8 protein-coding genes are annotated in these 15,444 nt (G+C 55.4%); 3 read left to right on the forward strand and 5 right to left on the reverse strand.

Annotation, left to right across the window (positions count from 1 at the left end; all coding sequences use genetic code 11):
* Window positions 1-17: 17 nt before the first annotated feature.
* From ACT3RT_RS11835 to ACT3RT_RS11845, 3 genes are all read right to left on the reverse strand, one after another.
* Window positions 18-1,667 carry a Na+/H+ antiporter gene (locus tag ACT3RT_RS11835; RefSeq protein WP_100938189.1) on the reverse strand — a complete coding sequence of 550 codons (1,650 nt, stop codon included), beginning with the start codon at window positions 1,665-1,667 and terminating at the stop codon, window positions 18-20.
* Between the two features lie 566 nt (window positions 1,668-2,233).
* A complete protein-coding gene (locus ACT3RT_RS11840; RefSeq protein ID WP_353500729.1) occupies window positions 2,234-3,601 on the reverse strand; it encodes an NCS2 family permease in 1,368 nt (455 codons plus the stop codon).
* Window positions 3,602-4,177: 576 nt separating this feature from the next.
* Window positions 4,178-4,846, reverse strand: a complete 669-nt coding sequence (locus ACT3RT_RS11845; RefSeq protein ID WP_353500728.1) for a glutathione S-transferase family protein — start codon at window positions 4,844-4,846, stop codon at window positions 4,178-4,180.
* Window positions 4,847-5,108: 262 nt separating this feature from the next.
* Between ACT3RT_RS11845 and ACT3RT_RS11850 the strand changes: the two genes are divergently transcribed.
* Window positions 5,109-7,169, forward strand: coding sequence for a putative bifunctional diguanylate cyclase/phosphodiesterase (locus tag ACT3RT_RS11850; RefSeq protein WP_496203012.1), 2,061 nt, complete (start codon window positions 5,109-5,111; stop codon window positions 7,167-7,169).
* A gap of 65 nt (window positions 7,170-7,234) precedes the next feature.
* Here the strand turns inward: ACT3RT_RS11850 and malQ are convergent, their stop codons facing one another.
* The gene (gene malQ / locus ACT3RT_RS11855) at window positions 7,235-9,325 is read right to left on the reverse strand and encodes a 4-alpha-glucanotransferase (RefSeq protein ID WP_100938191.1); all 2,091 of its coding nucleotides are present in this window, start codon (window positions 9,323-9,325) and stop codon (window positions 7,235-7,237) included.
* Between the two features lie 9 nt (window positions 9,326-9,334).
* Window positions 9,335-11,740 carry a maltodextrin phosphorylase gene (malP, locus tag ACT3RT_RS11860; protein WP_496203013.1) on the reverse strand — a complete coding sequence of 802 codons (2,406 nt, stop codon included), beginning with the start codon at window positions 11,738-11,740 and terminating at the stop codon, window positions 9,335-9,337.
* Window positions 11,741-12,063: 323 nt separating this feature from the next.
* Between malP and malT the strand changes: the two genes are divergently transcribed.
* Together malT and ACT3RT_RS11870 are read left to right on the forward strand one after the other, a co-directional pair.
* Window positions 12,064-14,787 carry an HTH-type transcriptional regulator MalT gene (malT, locus tag ACT3RT_RS11865; RefSeq protein ID WP_496200802.1) on the forward strand — a complete coding sequence of 908 codons (2,724 nt, stop codon included), beginning with the start codon at window positions 12,064-12,066 and terminating at the stop codon, window positions 14,785-14,787.
* A gap of 247 nt (window positions 14,788-15,034) precedes the next feature.
* Entirely contained in the window at window positions 15,035-15,316 is a 282-nt protein-coding gene (locus ACT3RT_RS11870) for a YjcB family protein (protein WP_353500724.1), read from the forward strand.
* Window positions 15,317-15,444: the final 128 nt, after the last annotated feature.

The raw sequence follows: 15,444 nt of genomic DNA on the forward strand, positions 1-15,444 counted from the left end.
GTGCGCGTTGCGAGGCTTTACACCTCTTTTTCGACCAGCAGCGCCTCGAGCAAATCGAGGTCATGCAGCAGCTTTTGCAGCGTTTCATTGCTGATTTTCTGCGTCGCGCGCAGATGATATAGCTCCCCGCGCTCGGCGCGCAGCGCCGTGAGGCGGAAGCGGCGCTCGAGGTTTTCCAGCTTCAACGCCGTCTCAATATCATCTTTATTGAGCGTGCGTCGCCGCAGCGTACCAATCACCCGCGAGCTGATCTCTTTAAGCGTCTGCTCATCGATATTCTCTTCGGAATCCGCCGCCAGACGCTCTTCCATCTTATGCAGGCTTTCGATAGCCACTTCAGCGGCAATCGACTTCGCCATGCGCTCTTCTTCGCGATACGCCGTGCCATCGGCCACCACCACGCCTTTAAGCAGGAATGGCAACGCAATCACCCCCGCAATCAGCGAGAATAGGATGACGCCGGTGGCGAGGAACACCAACTGATAGCGCGATGGGAAGGCCGTGCCGTCGGATAAGAACAGCGGGATGGAGAGCACACCGGCCAGCGTAATGGCCCCGCGAACCCCGGCAAAGGAAGCTACCCACAGTTCACGCGTACTGTACGCGCCAAACAGCAACGGTTTCTTTTTCAGGAAGCGGTTACTGATGTTTTTCATCACCCACAGCCAGACAAAGCGCAGTAGCAGCAAGGCGAAGTAGATAATGCCGACGTCAGCAAACAAGTGCCAGGTGACGATAGACGGGTCATGGGTTGCCTGATCCAGCGAGTTCTCCAGAATGCCCGGCAATTGCAGGCCGAGCATGATGAACACCATGCCGTTGAACACAAACTCGAGCATCGCCCAGACGCTGTTGGCACGCAGGCGCATCGCCAGCGGCGCGTTACGGATGATGCCCGACTGGCTGATGGTCATACCGGCCGCCACCGCCGCCAGGATGCCCGACACGCCGATATGTTCGGCTATCAGGTAAGAGGCGAACGGCAATAACAGCAGGAAGACGATCTGCGTCGCCGGGTCATCACCACTCCAACGGCTCATGATGCGCAGTGATTTACTGTACAGCCACGTCACCGCCACACCGGCCATCAACCCGCCAATGGCCACCTTGAGGAACTCTACCGAGGCACCGCCGACGGTGAAGATCATGGTGCCCATCGCTACTGCGATAGCAAACTTCAGGGATACCAGACCGGACGCGTCGTTCATCAGCGCCTCACCTTCCAGCACGCCCATAATCGATTTCGGGATACGCCCCTTGCCGACAATGCCGCCCAGCGCCACGGCGTCCGTTGGCGACAGAACCGCAGCCAGCGCGAAAGCCGCCACCAGCGGGATATCCGGCACCATCATATAAATCAGATAACCAATGCCGACCACGGTGAGCAGAACCAGCACCAGCGCTAGCCCGAGGATCTCACGTCCGTGATGCAAAAACTCCCGCGTCGGAGTTTTCCAACCATCGGCAAACAGCAGTGGCGGGATGAACAGTACCAAGAACAGCTCAGGGTCGAAGTCTACGTGCAGGCCAAAATTCGGCCATGCCAGCAACGCCCCGACGGCTATCTGCATTAATGGAAGCGGGATTTGAAAAGGTAACATTCTGGTCACCACCCCGGAGAGCGATACCACCAGAATCAAAATGAGGATGGTAAAGAAGATTTCCATGCTTTCCTTAGACTCTTATTTTTATGACTTTCAATCAGGCGCGCCTGACACATACCTAAGGAATAGTAGATCAAAAACCGTTACGGTTTAAATCAGAGCGTGCTGAAAAGGGGTGTGGTTGGGGCCACACGCGCCCCTTTTAATGCATTTTTAATTTAAAAAACTAAATTCAAATTCAAATTCAAGGTCGTGGGCGTTGGCCCACACCGACTTAACTTCAAATTCAAAACCTTGGGTTGCCACCCAAACCGGCCTTAAGAGGCGCCTATCGCCGCGCCTCTTAAGAATCTCCGGCTCTTTACTGCGCGCTATCGCTCGTTGGATGGACGTGTTTCAGTCACTTCGGTTCTTCACCGCAAAATGTCGCCGCTTAGGCGGTGCCTTCGCTTCAGGCTTCGAGCCTAAGGTCTCGAACCGTTCGCTCAGCGCCATTTTTGACTGCGGTTTTGAGGCATTTCAACCGTGCCGTTTCAGTGGGTGCTGTTTTGCGCCTCCCTTGGTCGGTGTGGGCCGATGCCCACGACCTTGACCTTAAAAGGGCGTCAGATTTTCGCCCCCCAAAAATCTTAAATTGCCCATCCACCGGCATAGAACACCACCAGCGCCACGGCGATGATCACCGTGCCGATGTTCAGCTTGCGCCATTCGCCGGAGAAGATGCGGCCAATCACTAACGCGCTGAAACCTAACATAATACCGGTCACGATATTACAGGTCAGAACGATAAACACCGCGCACAGCAGGCCGGACATCGCATCGACGAAATCGGTGAAATCCAGTTTGGTGACGTTGCTTAACATCAACAGACCCACGTACATCAGCGCAGGGGCGGTAGCGTAGGCAGGAACCAGATACGACAGTGGAGAGAGGAACAGCATCAGCAAGAACAGCACGCCGACCACCGTGGCGGTCAGGCCGGTTTTACCGCCTGCGGCAGTACCGGCGGCGGATTCGATATACACCGCGGCTGGGGATGCACCTACCAAACCGGCAAACATGCTGCTGATGGAGTCAGAGGTCAGCGCTTTGCCGCCGCTGATGATCTGACCGTTTTTATCCAGCAAATTCGCCTGACCGGCTACCGCGCGGATAGTCCCGGTGGCGTCGAAGACTGCCGTCATCACCAATGCCAGCACGCTTGGCAGAACCGCCAGTTTCAGCGCGCCCATGATGTCGAGATTAAACAGCACCGAGTGGCCGCTAGCGTCTGACAAAGACGGCATGGCGAACAGTCCCTGATACTTCACCGCCGGGTCAAAAATCAGGCCGATGATAGAAATCACGATAATCACCAGTAGAATGCCGCCCGGCACGCGCAGTTTCTCTAAACCGAAAATCACCGCCAGGCCCAACAGCGTCATGATAACCGGGAAAGAGGTGAAAGCGCCGAGAGTCACCGGCAGGCCGTCGAGTGGGTTCTTGATCACCAAGCCGACACCGTTGGCGGCGATGAGCAGCAAGAACAGCCCGATACCAATCCCCGTGCCGTGCGCAACGCCCATCGGCAAATTGCGTAAAATCCACGAACGAATCCCGGTAACGGAAATGATGGTGAACAACACCCCCATCAGGAATACCGCGCCCAGTGCGACCGGCACGCTAATGTGCTGGCCCAGCACCAGACTGAAGGCGGTAAACGCAGTCAGGGAGATTGCGCAACCAATGGCTAAAGGCAAATTGGCCCACAGCCCCATCAGCAGAGAACCAAAGCCCGCCACCAAGCAAGTCGCGACAAACACGGCGCTCGGGGAGAAACCGGCTTTGCCCAGCATACTCGGAACCACGATGACGGAATAAACCATCGCCAAAAAGGTCGTCAGACCGGCAATGATTTCCTGACGAACGTTACTGCCACGCGCAGATATTTTAAAGAAAGCATCAAGCGAACCGGCAGGCGCAACGCCACTGCCCGTTTGATTGTGTTGACTAGCCATGTGCAACCCTCTGAAGTGTCTTGCTGAAATGCCTGCGTGGTCATTACGAAACCGTTTCGTCACGTTCGCTTCCCTAACCGCCGTAATGTGCTCGAAAACCTGCAAGATCGATGCGCAAAACCAAGGCAAACGTTTAACTCTCATCGCGTAAGGCGGAAATAAAAACCACGGGTACTGCAAAGCAAACGATTATCCAGCCATTAACCCCCTCTTTTCAACTCCCGTTCACGACATTTTATGGCGATTTGTTCAATAAAAAGCCAGATCGCCACAGAATTTGCGCAAACCGCCTATTTTGAATGGTTAGCAGGCTGTGCAACATGCCAAAACGGTGATGAAAAAATGGAAAATCAGGCAAGGCATTAGAAGAAAAGAAAATAGACCGCGCTATTTTGAAAGGGAGGAAAAAGGCCCAAGAGATAAAGAAATAAAACCGGAGAGGATTAATAGCTTAACAATATTCCTATTGCGTTATCAAAATTCAGACCCGCCGATTCGAAGATATTAAGCAACACTTATGTATTGCTGAAAATATAAATCGGCGTTGCTGAAAAATAGAGAACACTGGAATTTTGATTAGCTACCAATTTGGTAAGGGCCACCCTGCTCTAAGGCTTTTTGATAAGCTGGCCGCGCATGAATGGTAGAAAGCCAGGTATGCAATTTCGGATATTTATCTAATCCTCCGCGCGACACCATCGCTTCCACCGGGAAACTCATCTGCACGTCGGCGGCACTAAAGTCGCCGCCAGCAAACCATGTGTTTTCAGTCAGATGCTGTTCAAGATAGGCGCCATGAGTCGCCAGCTGCTTATCCAGATAGTTTTGCTGCACCCCTTTGCCGATGGCACCGGCAATCGGGCGGATCAGCCAAGGCATCGGCGGTTTGCCTAATCGTCCAAAAATCAGCTTCATCACCAAAATCGGCATCAGCGACCCTTCGGCATAGTGCATCCAATAGCGATACTGCTGGCGAGCGAAGTGATCGGTAGGTTTGAAATTCCCTTGTGCATCATAGGTTTCTTGCAGGTACTCCAAAATCGCCCCCGACTCAGCCAGCGTCAGGTCGTTATCCACCAGCACCGGCGATTTCCCCAAAGGATGCACTTTTTTCAGTGAGGCCGGGGCCAGCATGGTCTTTTCATCACGTTGATAACGCTGAATTTGATAAGGCAATTCTAGCTCTTCGAGCATCCAGAGTACTCTCTGGGACCGCGAGTTATTTAAATGGTGAACCGTGATCATGTTTATAACTCCAAACTGATTAGCCAAATTAATAGTTAACTATAGACCATCTGCTCGCTGGCGTATTTTATAAAGGCAAAGACCTTGTTCCTATTACGTTTACTTCTCACGAGTTTTGCAACTGAATTTATAAGGATTGAGCAATAAGCTTAAGTAAATTTAATAGAAAGGCGCTAATTCAATAGCCTTTATTATTATTTAATGCGATTATCCCGCGCCAAAATTAGCACCTAATATAGATATCCTATTGTGTGGAGTTTGCATGCTTTCCAGTAATTACAACGATGTCCTGATTCTGTTCTCCTTCATCGTTGCGATGCTCGCGTCTTACACCGCGCTCGACATGGCTGGACGAGTGGCAACGACACAAGGAAGAGCGTCGAAACTGTGGTTAGCGGGCGGCGCGCTGTCTATGGGGATTGGTATCTGGTCGATGCATTTTATCGGCATGTTGGCCTTTAGTTTGCCAGTGTCGATGGGCTATGACCCGCTTATCACCCTATTTTCGATGCTGATCGCCATCGTTTCTTCCGCGTTCGCCCTCTGGCTGGTGTGCCATGACCGGCTGCCGACCCAGAGCCTGCTGCTTGGCTCCCTGCTGATGGGCGGCGGCATTGTGGCGATGCACTACACCGGCATGGCGGCAATGCGCATGATGCCCGGCATAGATTACGATCTTCGCTGGGTGGCGCTGTCAGTGGTGGTCGCTGTGGTGGCTTCCGGTGCCGCGCTGTGGATGGCGTTTCACCTGCGCCAGCACTCGCCGAATGTCAAAATGCTGCGCGTCGGCGCGGCGATTGTCATGGGCACCGCGATTGTCGGCATGCACTATATCGGCATGGCCGCCGCCAATTTCCCTCACGATAGCCACAGCATGGCGGCAGTTTCCGGGGTGAATAATAACTGGCTGGCGCTGCTGGTGATTGTCGTCACCTTGGCCGTGCTCGCCATCACCCTGATTATTTCCGTGCTGGATGCGCGCCTGCAGGCGCGCACCTCGATTCTTGCTTCTTCTTTGGCGCAGGCCAACCGCGAGCTAACCCAGCTCGCCTTGCACGATAATCTAACGCGCTTGCCGAACCGCCTCCTGTTGGAAGACCGTCTAAGCCAGGCTTTCCAGAAAGCGGAGCGTACTCAATCCTCCTTCGCCCTGCTGTTTTTCGACCTCGACGGCTTTAAGGCGGTGAACGACGCTTTTGGCCACCACGTGGGGGATTTGCTGCTGATTGCCGTCACCGAGCGGCTACAGGCCCACCTGCGCGCCTCGGATACCTTGGCGCGCTTGGGTGGCGATGAATTCGTGCTGCTGATGGAAATCGGCGATCCCAACGACGCCGCGACGCTGGCCGACAAGCTCGGGCATCTGATTGCTAAACCTTTCCAGGTTTCGCGCTACGAGCTGCTGGTGTCAGTGAGTATTGGTATTGCGGTTTATCCGGGCGATGGCGAAAACGAGCGCGAGCTGATGCTCAACGCCGACGCGGCGATGTACCACACCAAAAATGCCGGGCGCAACGGCTACAACTTTTTCCAGCCGTCGATGAATGCCAATGCGCAAGACCAGCTGCAAATGCTCAACGATTTGCGCATGGCGGTGGAGCACGACGAGCTGCGCCTGCACTATCAGCCAAAATTTGTCGCGCCACACGGCCCGGTGACCGGCTTTGAGGCGTTGCTGCGCTGGGAGCGCCACGGCGTGATGCTCAGCCCGGACGTCTTCCTGCCGATGGCGGAGAAAACCGGCCTTATTATCTCAATTGGCGAATGGGTGATTAACGAAGCCTGTCGCCAGCTGCGCCAGTGGCACTTGGCGGGACATCGCACCTGGACCGTGGCGGTAAACCTCTCTGCCCTGCAATTTGAGCAGCCGAATCTGGTGGAAAAGGTGATTGCTACTGTGCAGAAGCATCAGATCCCGCCAGAGATGCTGACGCTGGAAGTGACTGAAACCACCGCGATGCGCAACCCCGACGCCAGCGTCGAGATCCTCGAGCAGCTCACGCGTTTTGGCGTCAAAGCCTCGATTGATGACTTTGGTACGGGCTACTCCAGCCTGCTCTACCTGAAACGCTTACCGGCCAGCGAACTGAAAATCGACGGCGCTTTTATTAATGATCTGATTGCGGGAAGCGAAGATGCCAGCATCGTGCAAGCTATCATCGCCCTCGGCCAGACGCTGAATCTGAAAGTGGTTGCCGAAGGTGTGGAAACCACCCAACAGCAAGATTTCCTCACCGAGCTAGGCTGTGATTCGTTGCAGGGATATTTGCTCGGCAGGCCAATGACGGTGGAGCAAATCGCCAATAACCCGGATTTAGAGTAGTGCGGTTTTGCTGTGGCTTTTGATTTGATCCCTCCCCTAATTAGGGGAGGAAGTAGAGCCAAAACTCAACTCACCGACACCTTCCTGCGGCGCTTATCCAAGTCCTTGATCAGCTTATTCACTTCGTCGTCGGCGAACATATCTTCCAGAGTACGGGTGAGTTTGCGCCGCCAGTTGGGGTATTCGTCACTGGTGCCGGGAATGTTGACCGGCTCGCCCATGTCCAGCCAGTCTTCGGGTTGCAGGCCCAACAGGGCGCAGGCGCTATCAGCGACATAACGCTGGAGGCCGCGATTGAGCGTCGGCGTCATGCTCATCACGTCTGCATTGTGACCAGTGCTTTTCGGCACGCAGCCATAATGATGCAACCCGTTGAGCAACCCCTGCCGGGCGCGACCGCGATCGGCGTACAGCTCGGTTAATACCTCTTCGTCGCGATACAGCCCCAACTTCTTGCCTAGCGCCAAATCATCCCCCTGCCAGTAACCGCGCAGCGTAGGAAGATCGTGGGTGGTGATGGTCGCCATCGCCTGCACCGGATAAGACTGCGGCGCGCGGAAGTTATTCTCCGCGTCACGCTCGAAGTACAACACCTTGTACGAGTAGACCCCGCCTTCGCGCAGCTTACTGACGATCTCCACCGGCACGGTGCCCAGATCTTCTCCTATCACCATGCAGCGGTGGCGCTGGCTTTCCAGTGCCAGAATCGCCAGCAGATCGTCCACCGGATACTGCACATAAGCACCGTTGTCGGCGGTTTCACCATAAGGGATCCACCACAGGCGCAGCAGGGTCATCACGTGATCGATGCGCAACGCGCCACAGCTGGTCATGTTGGCGCGCAGTAGATCGATAAAAGGCTGATAGGCGCGGCGCACCATGACGTGCGGATCCATCGGGCGCAGATCCCAGTTTTGCCCGAGCGGCCCAAGGATATCCGGCGGCGCGCCGACCGAGGCTTTCAGACAATAAACGTCGCGATCGCCCCAGGTTTCGGCTCCACCTTCCACCACGCCCACGGCTAAATCGCGATACAAACCAATCGGCATCTCCGCCTGCTGGCTGTCGTGGTAACAGCGGCCAAACTGATACTCCGCCAGCCACTGTAGCCACTGGTAGAAATCCACCTCGGACTCATACTGCTGGCAGAAGGCTTTGACGGCGGCACTCTGCGCGCTGCGGTACTTTTCCGGCCAGTGCGGCCAGCCTTGTGGCTGCTCGCCCTGCTTTGCCAGATGGCTATAAAGCGCGTCATAGGCCGCCTGCTGATAGAGGCTGTCGCCTCCCTCGCGGACAAATTTTCGATAGGCTTTTTGCAGCGGATCGGACGCGCTACGGGTGACAAAACGCTGATGCGCCAGCGACAGCCCGGTGAGCTTGAGCGGCACCACGCGGGCGTAATCCACCCATGCGCTGCGGCGAACTTCTTTAAGGATTTTCTGCGTTTGCGGCTCGCGCCACCACGCCTGCGCCGCCTCGCTGAGCTGGAAATCTTCCACCGCGTTGACGTCAATGTAAATCACGTTCAGCCAGCGCCGTGAAGACGGGCTGTATGGGCTGGCGGCGATGGGGTTGCCGGGATAAAGCGAGTGAATGGGGTTGAGGCCGACGAAAGCGCCGCCGCGTTTGCCCATCTCCTGCACCAGTTGGCGTAAATCGCCAAAGTCGCCAATGCCCCAGTTGTTCTCGGAACGCAGCGTGTAGAGTTGCACGCAGGCGCCCCACAGCTTTTTCCCCGCCAGCAGGGCATCGGGTTCATAGCAGCGTTTTGGCGCGACGATGATGCTGCACTCCCAGCTTTGCGCGTCCTGCGTCAGCGTCAACTGGTGGTAGCCGCTGGAAATGCGCCCCGGCAGGGCCAAGGTCATTTTGGCGCTGGTGCGCCCTTGCTGCACCGCGCCGCTTTCCAACTTCAACTGCCACTGAAACTCGCCTTCGCCGCCAATCGGCAGGGCTAAACGGCTGCCCTTAATAAACACTTTTACTACCGGCACGGGGGCTTCGACGGCGTGTGGAACGCCCGCGGCCCAGCCCATCGCCTCCAGCAAATCCCGTTTAGTAGCGGCAGCAATAGCCTGTTGTTTACCATGCGCATTGATATAACCGGCGGCGATCCCAGCCTCGATCGCCGCTTGTTCTAGCTGTTTGCTCTCCATTGCTGCTCCTTAGCGTTTCGCCTGCCAGATCCGTTGCTGATAATCGCGGATCGACCGGTCTGAACTGAACATGCCAACACGGGCCGTATTGAGTATAGTGCGCTTCGTCCACTCCGCCCGATCGCGGTACAACACGTCAACTCTCTGTTGTGCCTCACAATAATCAGCAAAATCCGCTAACACTAAGTAGGGATCGCCGCCTGACAGCAGGCTGTCGAGCATCGGGCTAAAGGCGGATTTATCCCCATGGCTGAACAAGCCGCTTTCCAGATCCTTCAATACGGCATCCAATAATGTGTCTTTTTTGCGCCATTGCAGCGGCGAATAGCCTTGAGCTTTTAGAGCTTTCACCTGATCGACGGTGTTGCCGAAAATAAAGATATTGTCTTCGCCAACCTGCTCGGCGATTTCCACCGTCGCGCCGTCCAGCGTGCCGACGGTCATCGCCCCATTAAGCGCCAGCTTCATGTTGCCAGTGCCGGAGGCTTCGGTGCCCGCCGTGGAGATCTGCTCGGAGACGTCGGCAGCCGGGATCATCAGCTCGGCGACCGAAACGCGATAATCGGGAATGAACACCACTTTAAGACGATCGCCGACGATCGGATCGTTATTGACCTTTTCCGCCACTTGGTTGATCGCATAGATGATGTTTTTCGCCAGATAGTAGCCCGGCGCGGCTTTCGCCCCGAACAGGAACACGCGCGGCACCATGTCGAGCTGCGGGTTTTCGCGCAATTGGCGGTACAAGGCCACGATATGCAGCAAGTTCAAATGCTGGCGCTTGTACTCGTGCAGGCGCTTAATCTGCACGTCAAAAATGGCGTCTGGGTTGAGGGTGATCCCCATACGCTGCTGCACATACTCCGCCAGCCGCACTTTGTTCTCGCGCTTAATCTGTTGATAACGTTGGGTGAATTTGGCATTTTCAGCGAATTTTTCCAGCCCGCGCAATGCATCAAGATCAGTGACCCACTCGGTTTTCAGGCTGTCATCAATCAGCGCCGACAACGCCGGATTACACTGTTTCAGCCAGCGGCGCGGCGTAATGCCGTTGGTCACGTTATGGAATTTTTGCGGCCACAGCTGGTGATACTCGGGGAACAGGTCTTTCACCACCAGATCCGAGTGCAGCGCCGCGACGCCGTTGACCGCAAAGCCGCTGACTACGCAGAGATTCGCCATGCGCACCTGCTTGTCCTGATGCACCGACAGCTTCTCCCACACGGCTTTGTTGCCCGGCCACTGCTTCTCCACCACCTTTTTAAAGCGCGCGTTAATCTGCTTAATCAGCGAGAAATGACGCGGCAGCAGGCTGCGCACCAGCTTCTCATCCCAGCGCTCCAGAGCTTCTGGCATCAAGGTGTGGTTGGTATAAGCGAAGGTCCGGCTGGTAATAGCCCAAGCCGCGTCCCACTCCATCTGGTGCTCGTCGAGCAGAATGCGCAACAGCTCGGGAATAGCGATGGTCGGATGGGTATCGTTAAGCTGAATTACTTCAAAATCAGGCAGTTCAGCAATTTTGCGTCCAAGGAAGTGGTGACGGCGCAAAATATCCCGCACCGAGCAGGCGCACTGGAAATACTGCTGCATAAGGCGCAGGCGTTTGCCCTGCTGATGATTGTCATTCGGGTAGAGCACTTTAGTCAGCTTGGCGGCATCAATGCCCTTTTGCTCGGCCTTGAGGAACTGCCCGTCGTTAAACAGCGTCAGGTCAAAAGGATGCACATCCGTCGCCTGCCACAGACGTAATGGCTGGGTAACGCCGTTGCGATAGCCCACCACCGGCAGGTCCCAGGCTTCGCCGCGCAGCGTGAACTCCGGCTGCCAGAGCTCCTGTCCTTGCTCATTCTTCACTAACTTACCGCCAAAGCCGACATCCACCGACAGGTGGCTGTTATGGCTGAACCACGGATAACTCTCGCGATGCCAATTGTCCGGCGCTTCTTGCTGCTTGCCTTCGCTAAAGGATTGGCGGAACAGGCCATATTGATAATTCAACCCGTAGCCGGTGGCCGACTGCCCCACGGTCGCCATCGAATCCAGAAAACAGGCCGCCAGACGCCCCAGCCCGCCATTGCCTAACGCGGGATCGGTTTCTTGCTCGAGGACATCGGCCAGTTCTACGCCCTGCGCTTTCAGCACGTCCCTGACGGTGTCGAACCAACCCAGATTAATCAAGTTGTTGGAGGTCAGACGGCCAATCAGAAACTCCATCGAAATATAATTTACGTGGCGCTGCTGCTGTTGAGTCTTGGCAGGCGTGGGCTGCGCGGCTAACTGCTCGGACAGCGCGCCGCTCAGCGCCTGCCACCACTGATGCGGCGTCATGTCTTGGGCACTCTGTAAACCAAAGCGCTGCCATTGGCGCGTCAGGGCGTGTTCAAACCGGGTTTTCTCTAATGTGGATGGCAACATAAGCTCCCTCTATGGGGTATTTGTAGAGTAGGTGTAGGGTAAAAAGCTGAAACAATAAGGCTATGCTGCAACCAAGTAGAAAGTGCAGCATCATCCCGTAAAGGATTAGACAGGGAGGAGGAAAAGGGCGTAGCGTAATCAGGATTTTTTCGGCCAAAAACAGGGGCCTAAACTGTGATCAAGAGCAACTAAACGACACGTAATTATGTAACAGCCTTGCAATACTTTCGGCATTGGCAGACCTTAGGAATAATATTAATTACGCGCTGTAAAATAAATAAACACACCTTTCATTTGCTTACAGTTCATAAGAATCTATAAAAATGCTGATCCCTTCGAAACTGAGTCGCCCGGTGCGACTGCAAAATACGGTGGTGCGCGATCGCCTATTAACCAAATTGGCGAGCGCACAGAATTACCGACTCGTTCTGGTTGCTTGCCCTGCTGGGTACGGCAAAACCACGCTTGTTGCCCACTGGGCCGCGGGTAAAAACGACCTCGGCTGGTATTCGCTTGATGAAAGCGACAACCAGCCCGAGCGTTTTGCCAGCTACCTGATCGCCGCAATTCAACAGGCGACCGGCGGCCACTGCGCCAAGAGCGAGGCACTCAGTCAGAAGCATCAATACGCCAGCCTGTCAGCCCTGTTTGCGCAGCTCTTTGTTGAGCTGTCTGATTGGCATCGACCTCTGTTACTGGTGATTGACGATTATCACCTGATTTCCAATGACGCCATTCACGAAGGCATGCGCTTCTTCCTGCGCCATCAGCCGGAAAACCTCACATTAATGGTGCTGTCACGCACCCTGCCGCAGCTTGGCATTGCCAATTTGCGCGTGCGCGACCAACTGCTGGAGCTGAATGCCGCACAGTTGGCTTTCAACCATTCCGAAGCCCAGCAGTTCTTTGATTGCCGTTTGGCCGACCCTATCGAGCAAGCCGACAGCAGCCGCCTGTGCGACGACGTGGCCGGATGGGCCACCGCGCTCCAGCTGATTGCCCTCTCCGCCCGCCAGTCGCACACTTCGACGGCCTCGGCCCAGCAGTCGGCCAAAAAACTTGCCGGGCTGAATGCCAGCCATCTATCCGAATATCTGGTGGATGAGGTTCTGGATCGCGTGGACGCGCCAACCCGCGACTTCCTGCTGCGCTGCTCTTTACTGCGCTCAATGAATGATTCGCTGATTGTGCAACTGACCGGCGCGGAAAACGGCCAGCACCGGCTGGAAGAGCTGGAGCGTCAGGGTCTATTCATTCACCGAATGGATGATTCCGGCGAATGGTTTAACTTCCACCCGCTGTTTGCCACTTTCCTGCGCCAGCGCTGCCAGTGGGAACTGGCGGCTGAACTCCCGGCTATCCACCGTTTGGCGGCCGAAGGTTGGCTGGCGCTGGGCTTCCCCGCCGAGGCCATTCACCACGCGTTGGGCGCCGAAGATACCGACATGCTGCGCGACATTCTGCTGCAACACGCCTGGGCGCTGTTCAACCAAAGCGAGCTGGTGCTGCTCGAAGAGTGTCTCAACGCCCTGCCTTATGAGCGGCTGATTCAAAACCCGAAACTGGCCTTGTTGCAGGCATGGTTAGCGCAGAGCCAGCACCGCTACAGCGAAGTAGAAATGCTGCTTGAGCGCGCCGAAAACGAGATGCAGGTCGAGCAAATCGAGATGGATAAAACCCTCAGCGCCGAATTTGACGCCCTGAGAGCGCAGGTCGCCATCAACGACGGCAAGCAGGATAAAGCCGAGAAGCTGGCGGCGCAGGCGCTGAAATATCTTCCCTATTCAAGCTATTACAGCCGCATTGTTGCCACCTCGGTGACCGGCGAGATCCAGCACTGCAAAGGCGATTTGACCCGCGCCCTGCCGCTGATGCAGCAAACCGAGCAAATCGCCCGCCGCCATGAGGCCTATCACTACGCGCTGTGGGCTTTGCTCCAGCAGAGTGAAATTCTGATCGCTCAGGGCTTCTTGCAGGCGGCTTACGAGACGCAGGATAAAGCCTTCGAACTGGTGCGCGAGCAGCATCTCGAACAGCTGCCGATGCACGAATTCTTACTGCGCCTGCGCTCACAGCTGCTGTGGTCGTGGGCGCGCCTCGACGATGCCGAAAGCGCCGCGCGCGAAGGGCTGGAAGTGCTGGCTAACTTCCAGCCGCAACAGCAGTTGCAATGTTTGGCGATGCTGGCGAAGTGCTCGCTGGCGCGCGGGCATCTCGACAATGCCCATCGCTATTTGCAGCGCTGCGAAGCCCTGTTGCAGAGCGGGCAGTATCACACTGACTGGCTGACCAACACTGATAAGCCGCGCGTTATTTACTGGCAGATGGTCGGGGATAAAAACGCGGCGCGCAGCTGGCTGAACCAGACCTCCAAACCGGGTATGGCGGATAACCACTTCCTGCAAGGCCAATGGCGCAACATTGCCCGGGTGCACATCCTGCTGGGTCAATATGAGGAAGCAGAAAAAATCATTGATGAGCTGAATGGTTACGCGCGCCAGCTGAAGCTGGTCAGTGACCTCAACCGCAATCTGATCCTCAGCAACCTGCTCTATTGGCACACCGATCGCAAAAATGAAGCCCAGCGCGTGCTGATTGAAGCGCTGGAATTAGCCAACCGCACGGGTTTTGTCAGCCACTTTGTTATCGAAGGCGAAATGATGGCGCAGCAGTTGCGCCAGCTTATCCAGTTAAATCTTCTGCCGGAGATGGAGCAGCGCCGGGCGCAGAAGGTGTTGCGCGACATTAACCAGCACCATCGCCACAAGTTCGCCCATTTCGACGAAGGCTTTGTCAGTAAATTACTGACCCATCCTCAGGTGCCGGAGCTGATTCGCACCAGCCCGCTGACCCAGCGCGAATGGCAAGTGCTCGGCCTTATCTACTCCGGCTACAGTAATGACCAGATTGCCGGCGAGCTGACCGTGGCTTCTACCACCATTAAAACTCACATTCGCAATCTGTATCAGAAGCTGGGGGTGACCCACCGTCAGGACGCCGTGCAGCATGCGCAACACCTGCTGCAAGTGATGGGTTACGGTGCCTGATGGCGCTCGACGCATTCCCTTTTCACTCGAAAACCGCCGCTAAGGGCGGTTTTTTTATGGCTCGATGACGAAGATCAAATCCTATATCGACTTTTTTTTGCGCATCGAATTAACCCTCGCTACAATGTGACGCAAATCACATTTTCATTTCTACGCCTCCTTGCTCCACCCCGGTATTCAGCCCCCCCGAGGACTGCCTTTGGATTGGTGCATTTCAGGTGCTTAATTCAGTTGAGGAATAGGTTCGATGGGTACGTTAACTGCAGGTTTCATGATGATGCGTTGGGAATTACTGAGCGCGTTTCTGATGTTTTGCACCAGCCAATTAAATATTCGCTGCCGCCAGTCCAGCCATAATGTCATGGCCTTCGTCTGTAGCGGGATTGGCCTGACCGTGACCTGTTTCTTCGTCATGAGCCTGATGGGTATTAGCTACAATGCCGAAGCCGTTGCGCAATTCTGGTCAGTCTCCAAAGACGTGTTCTTCGACGTCATGAGCAAAACGCCAACTGACATGCCGCTGTTGTAACGCCCCTCGCCCTATTTATTACTGTGCGCATATTCCTAAATAACGGAAATTGCGCGCTATCTCGTATCAGTATTTGCACATCAATTCCTAATTCAGCGTAAATTGCGAGCTGTGACGGCTCGCGGTCA

This window comes from Ewingella sp. AOP9-I1-14 (genome assembly GCF_052375995.1).
GTDB lineage: Bacteria > Pseudomonadota > Gammaproteobacteria > Enterobacterales > Enterobacteriaceae > Ewingella > Ewingella allii.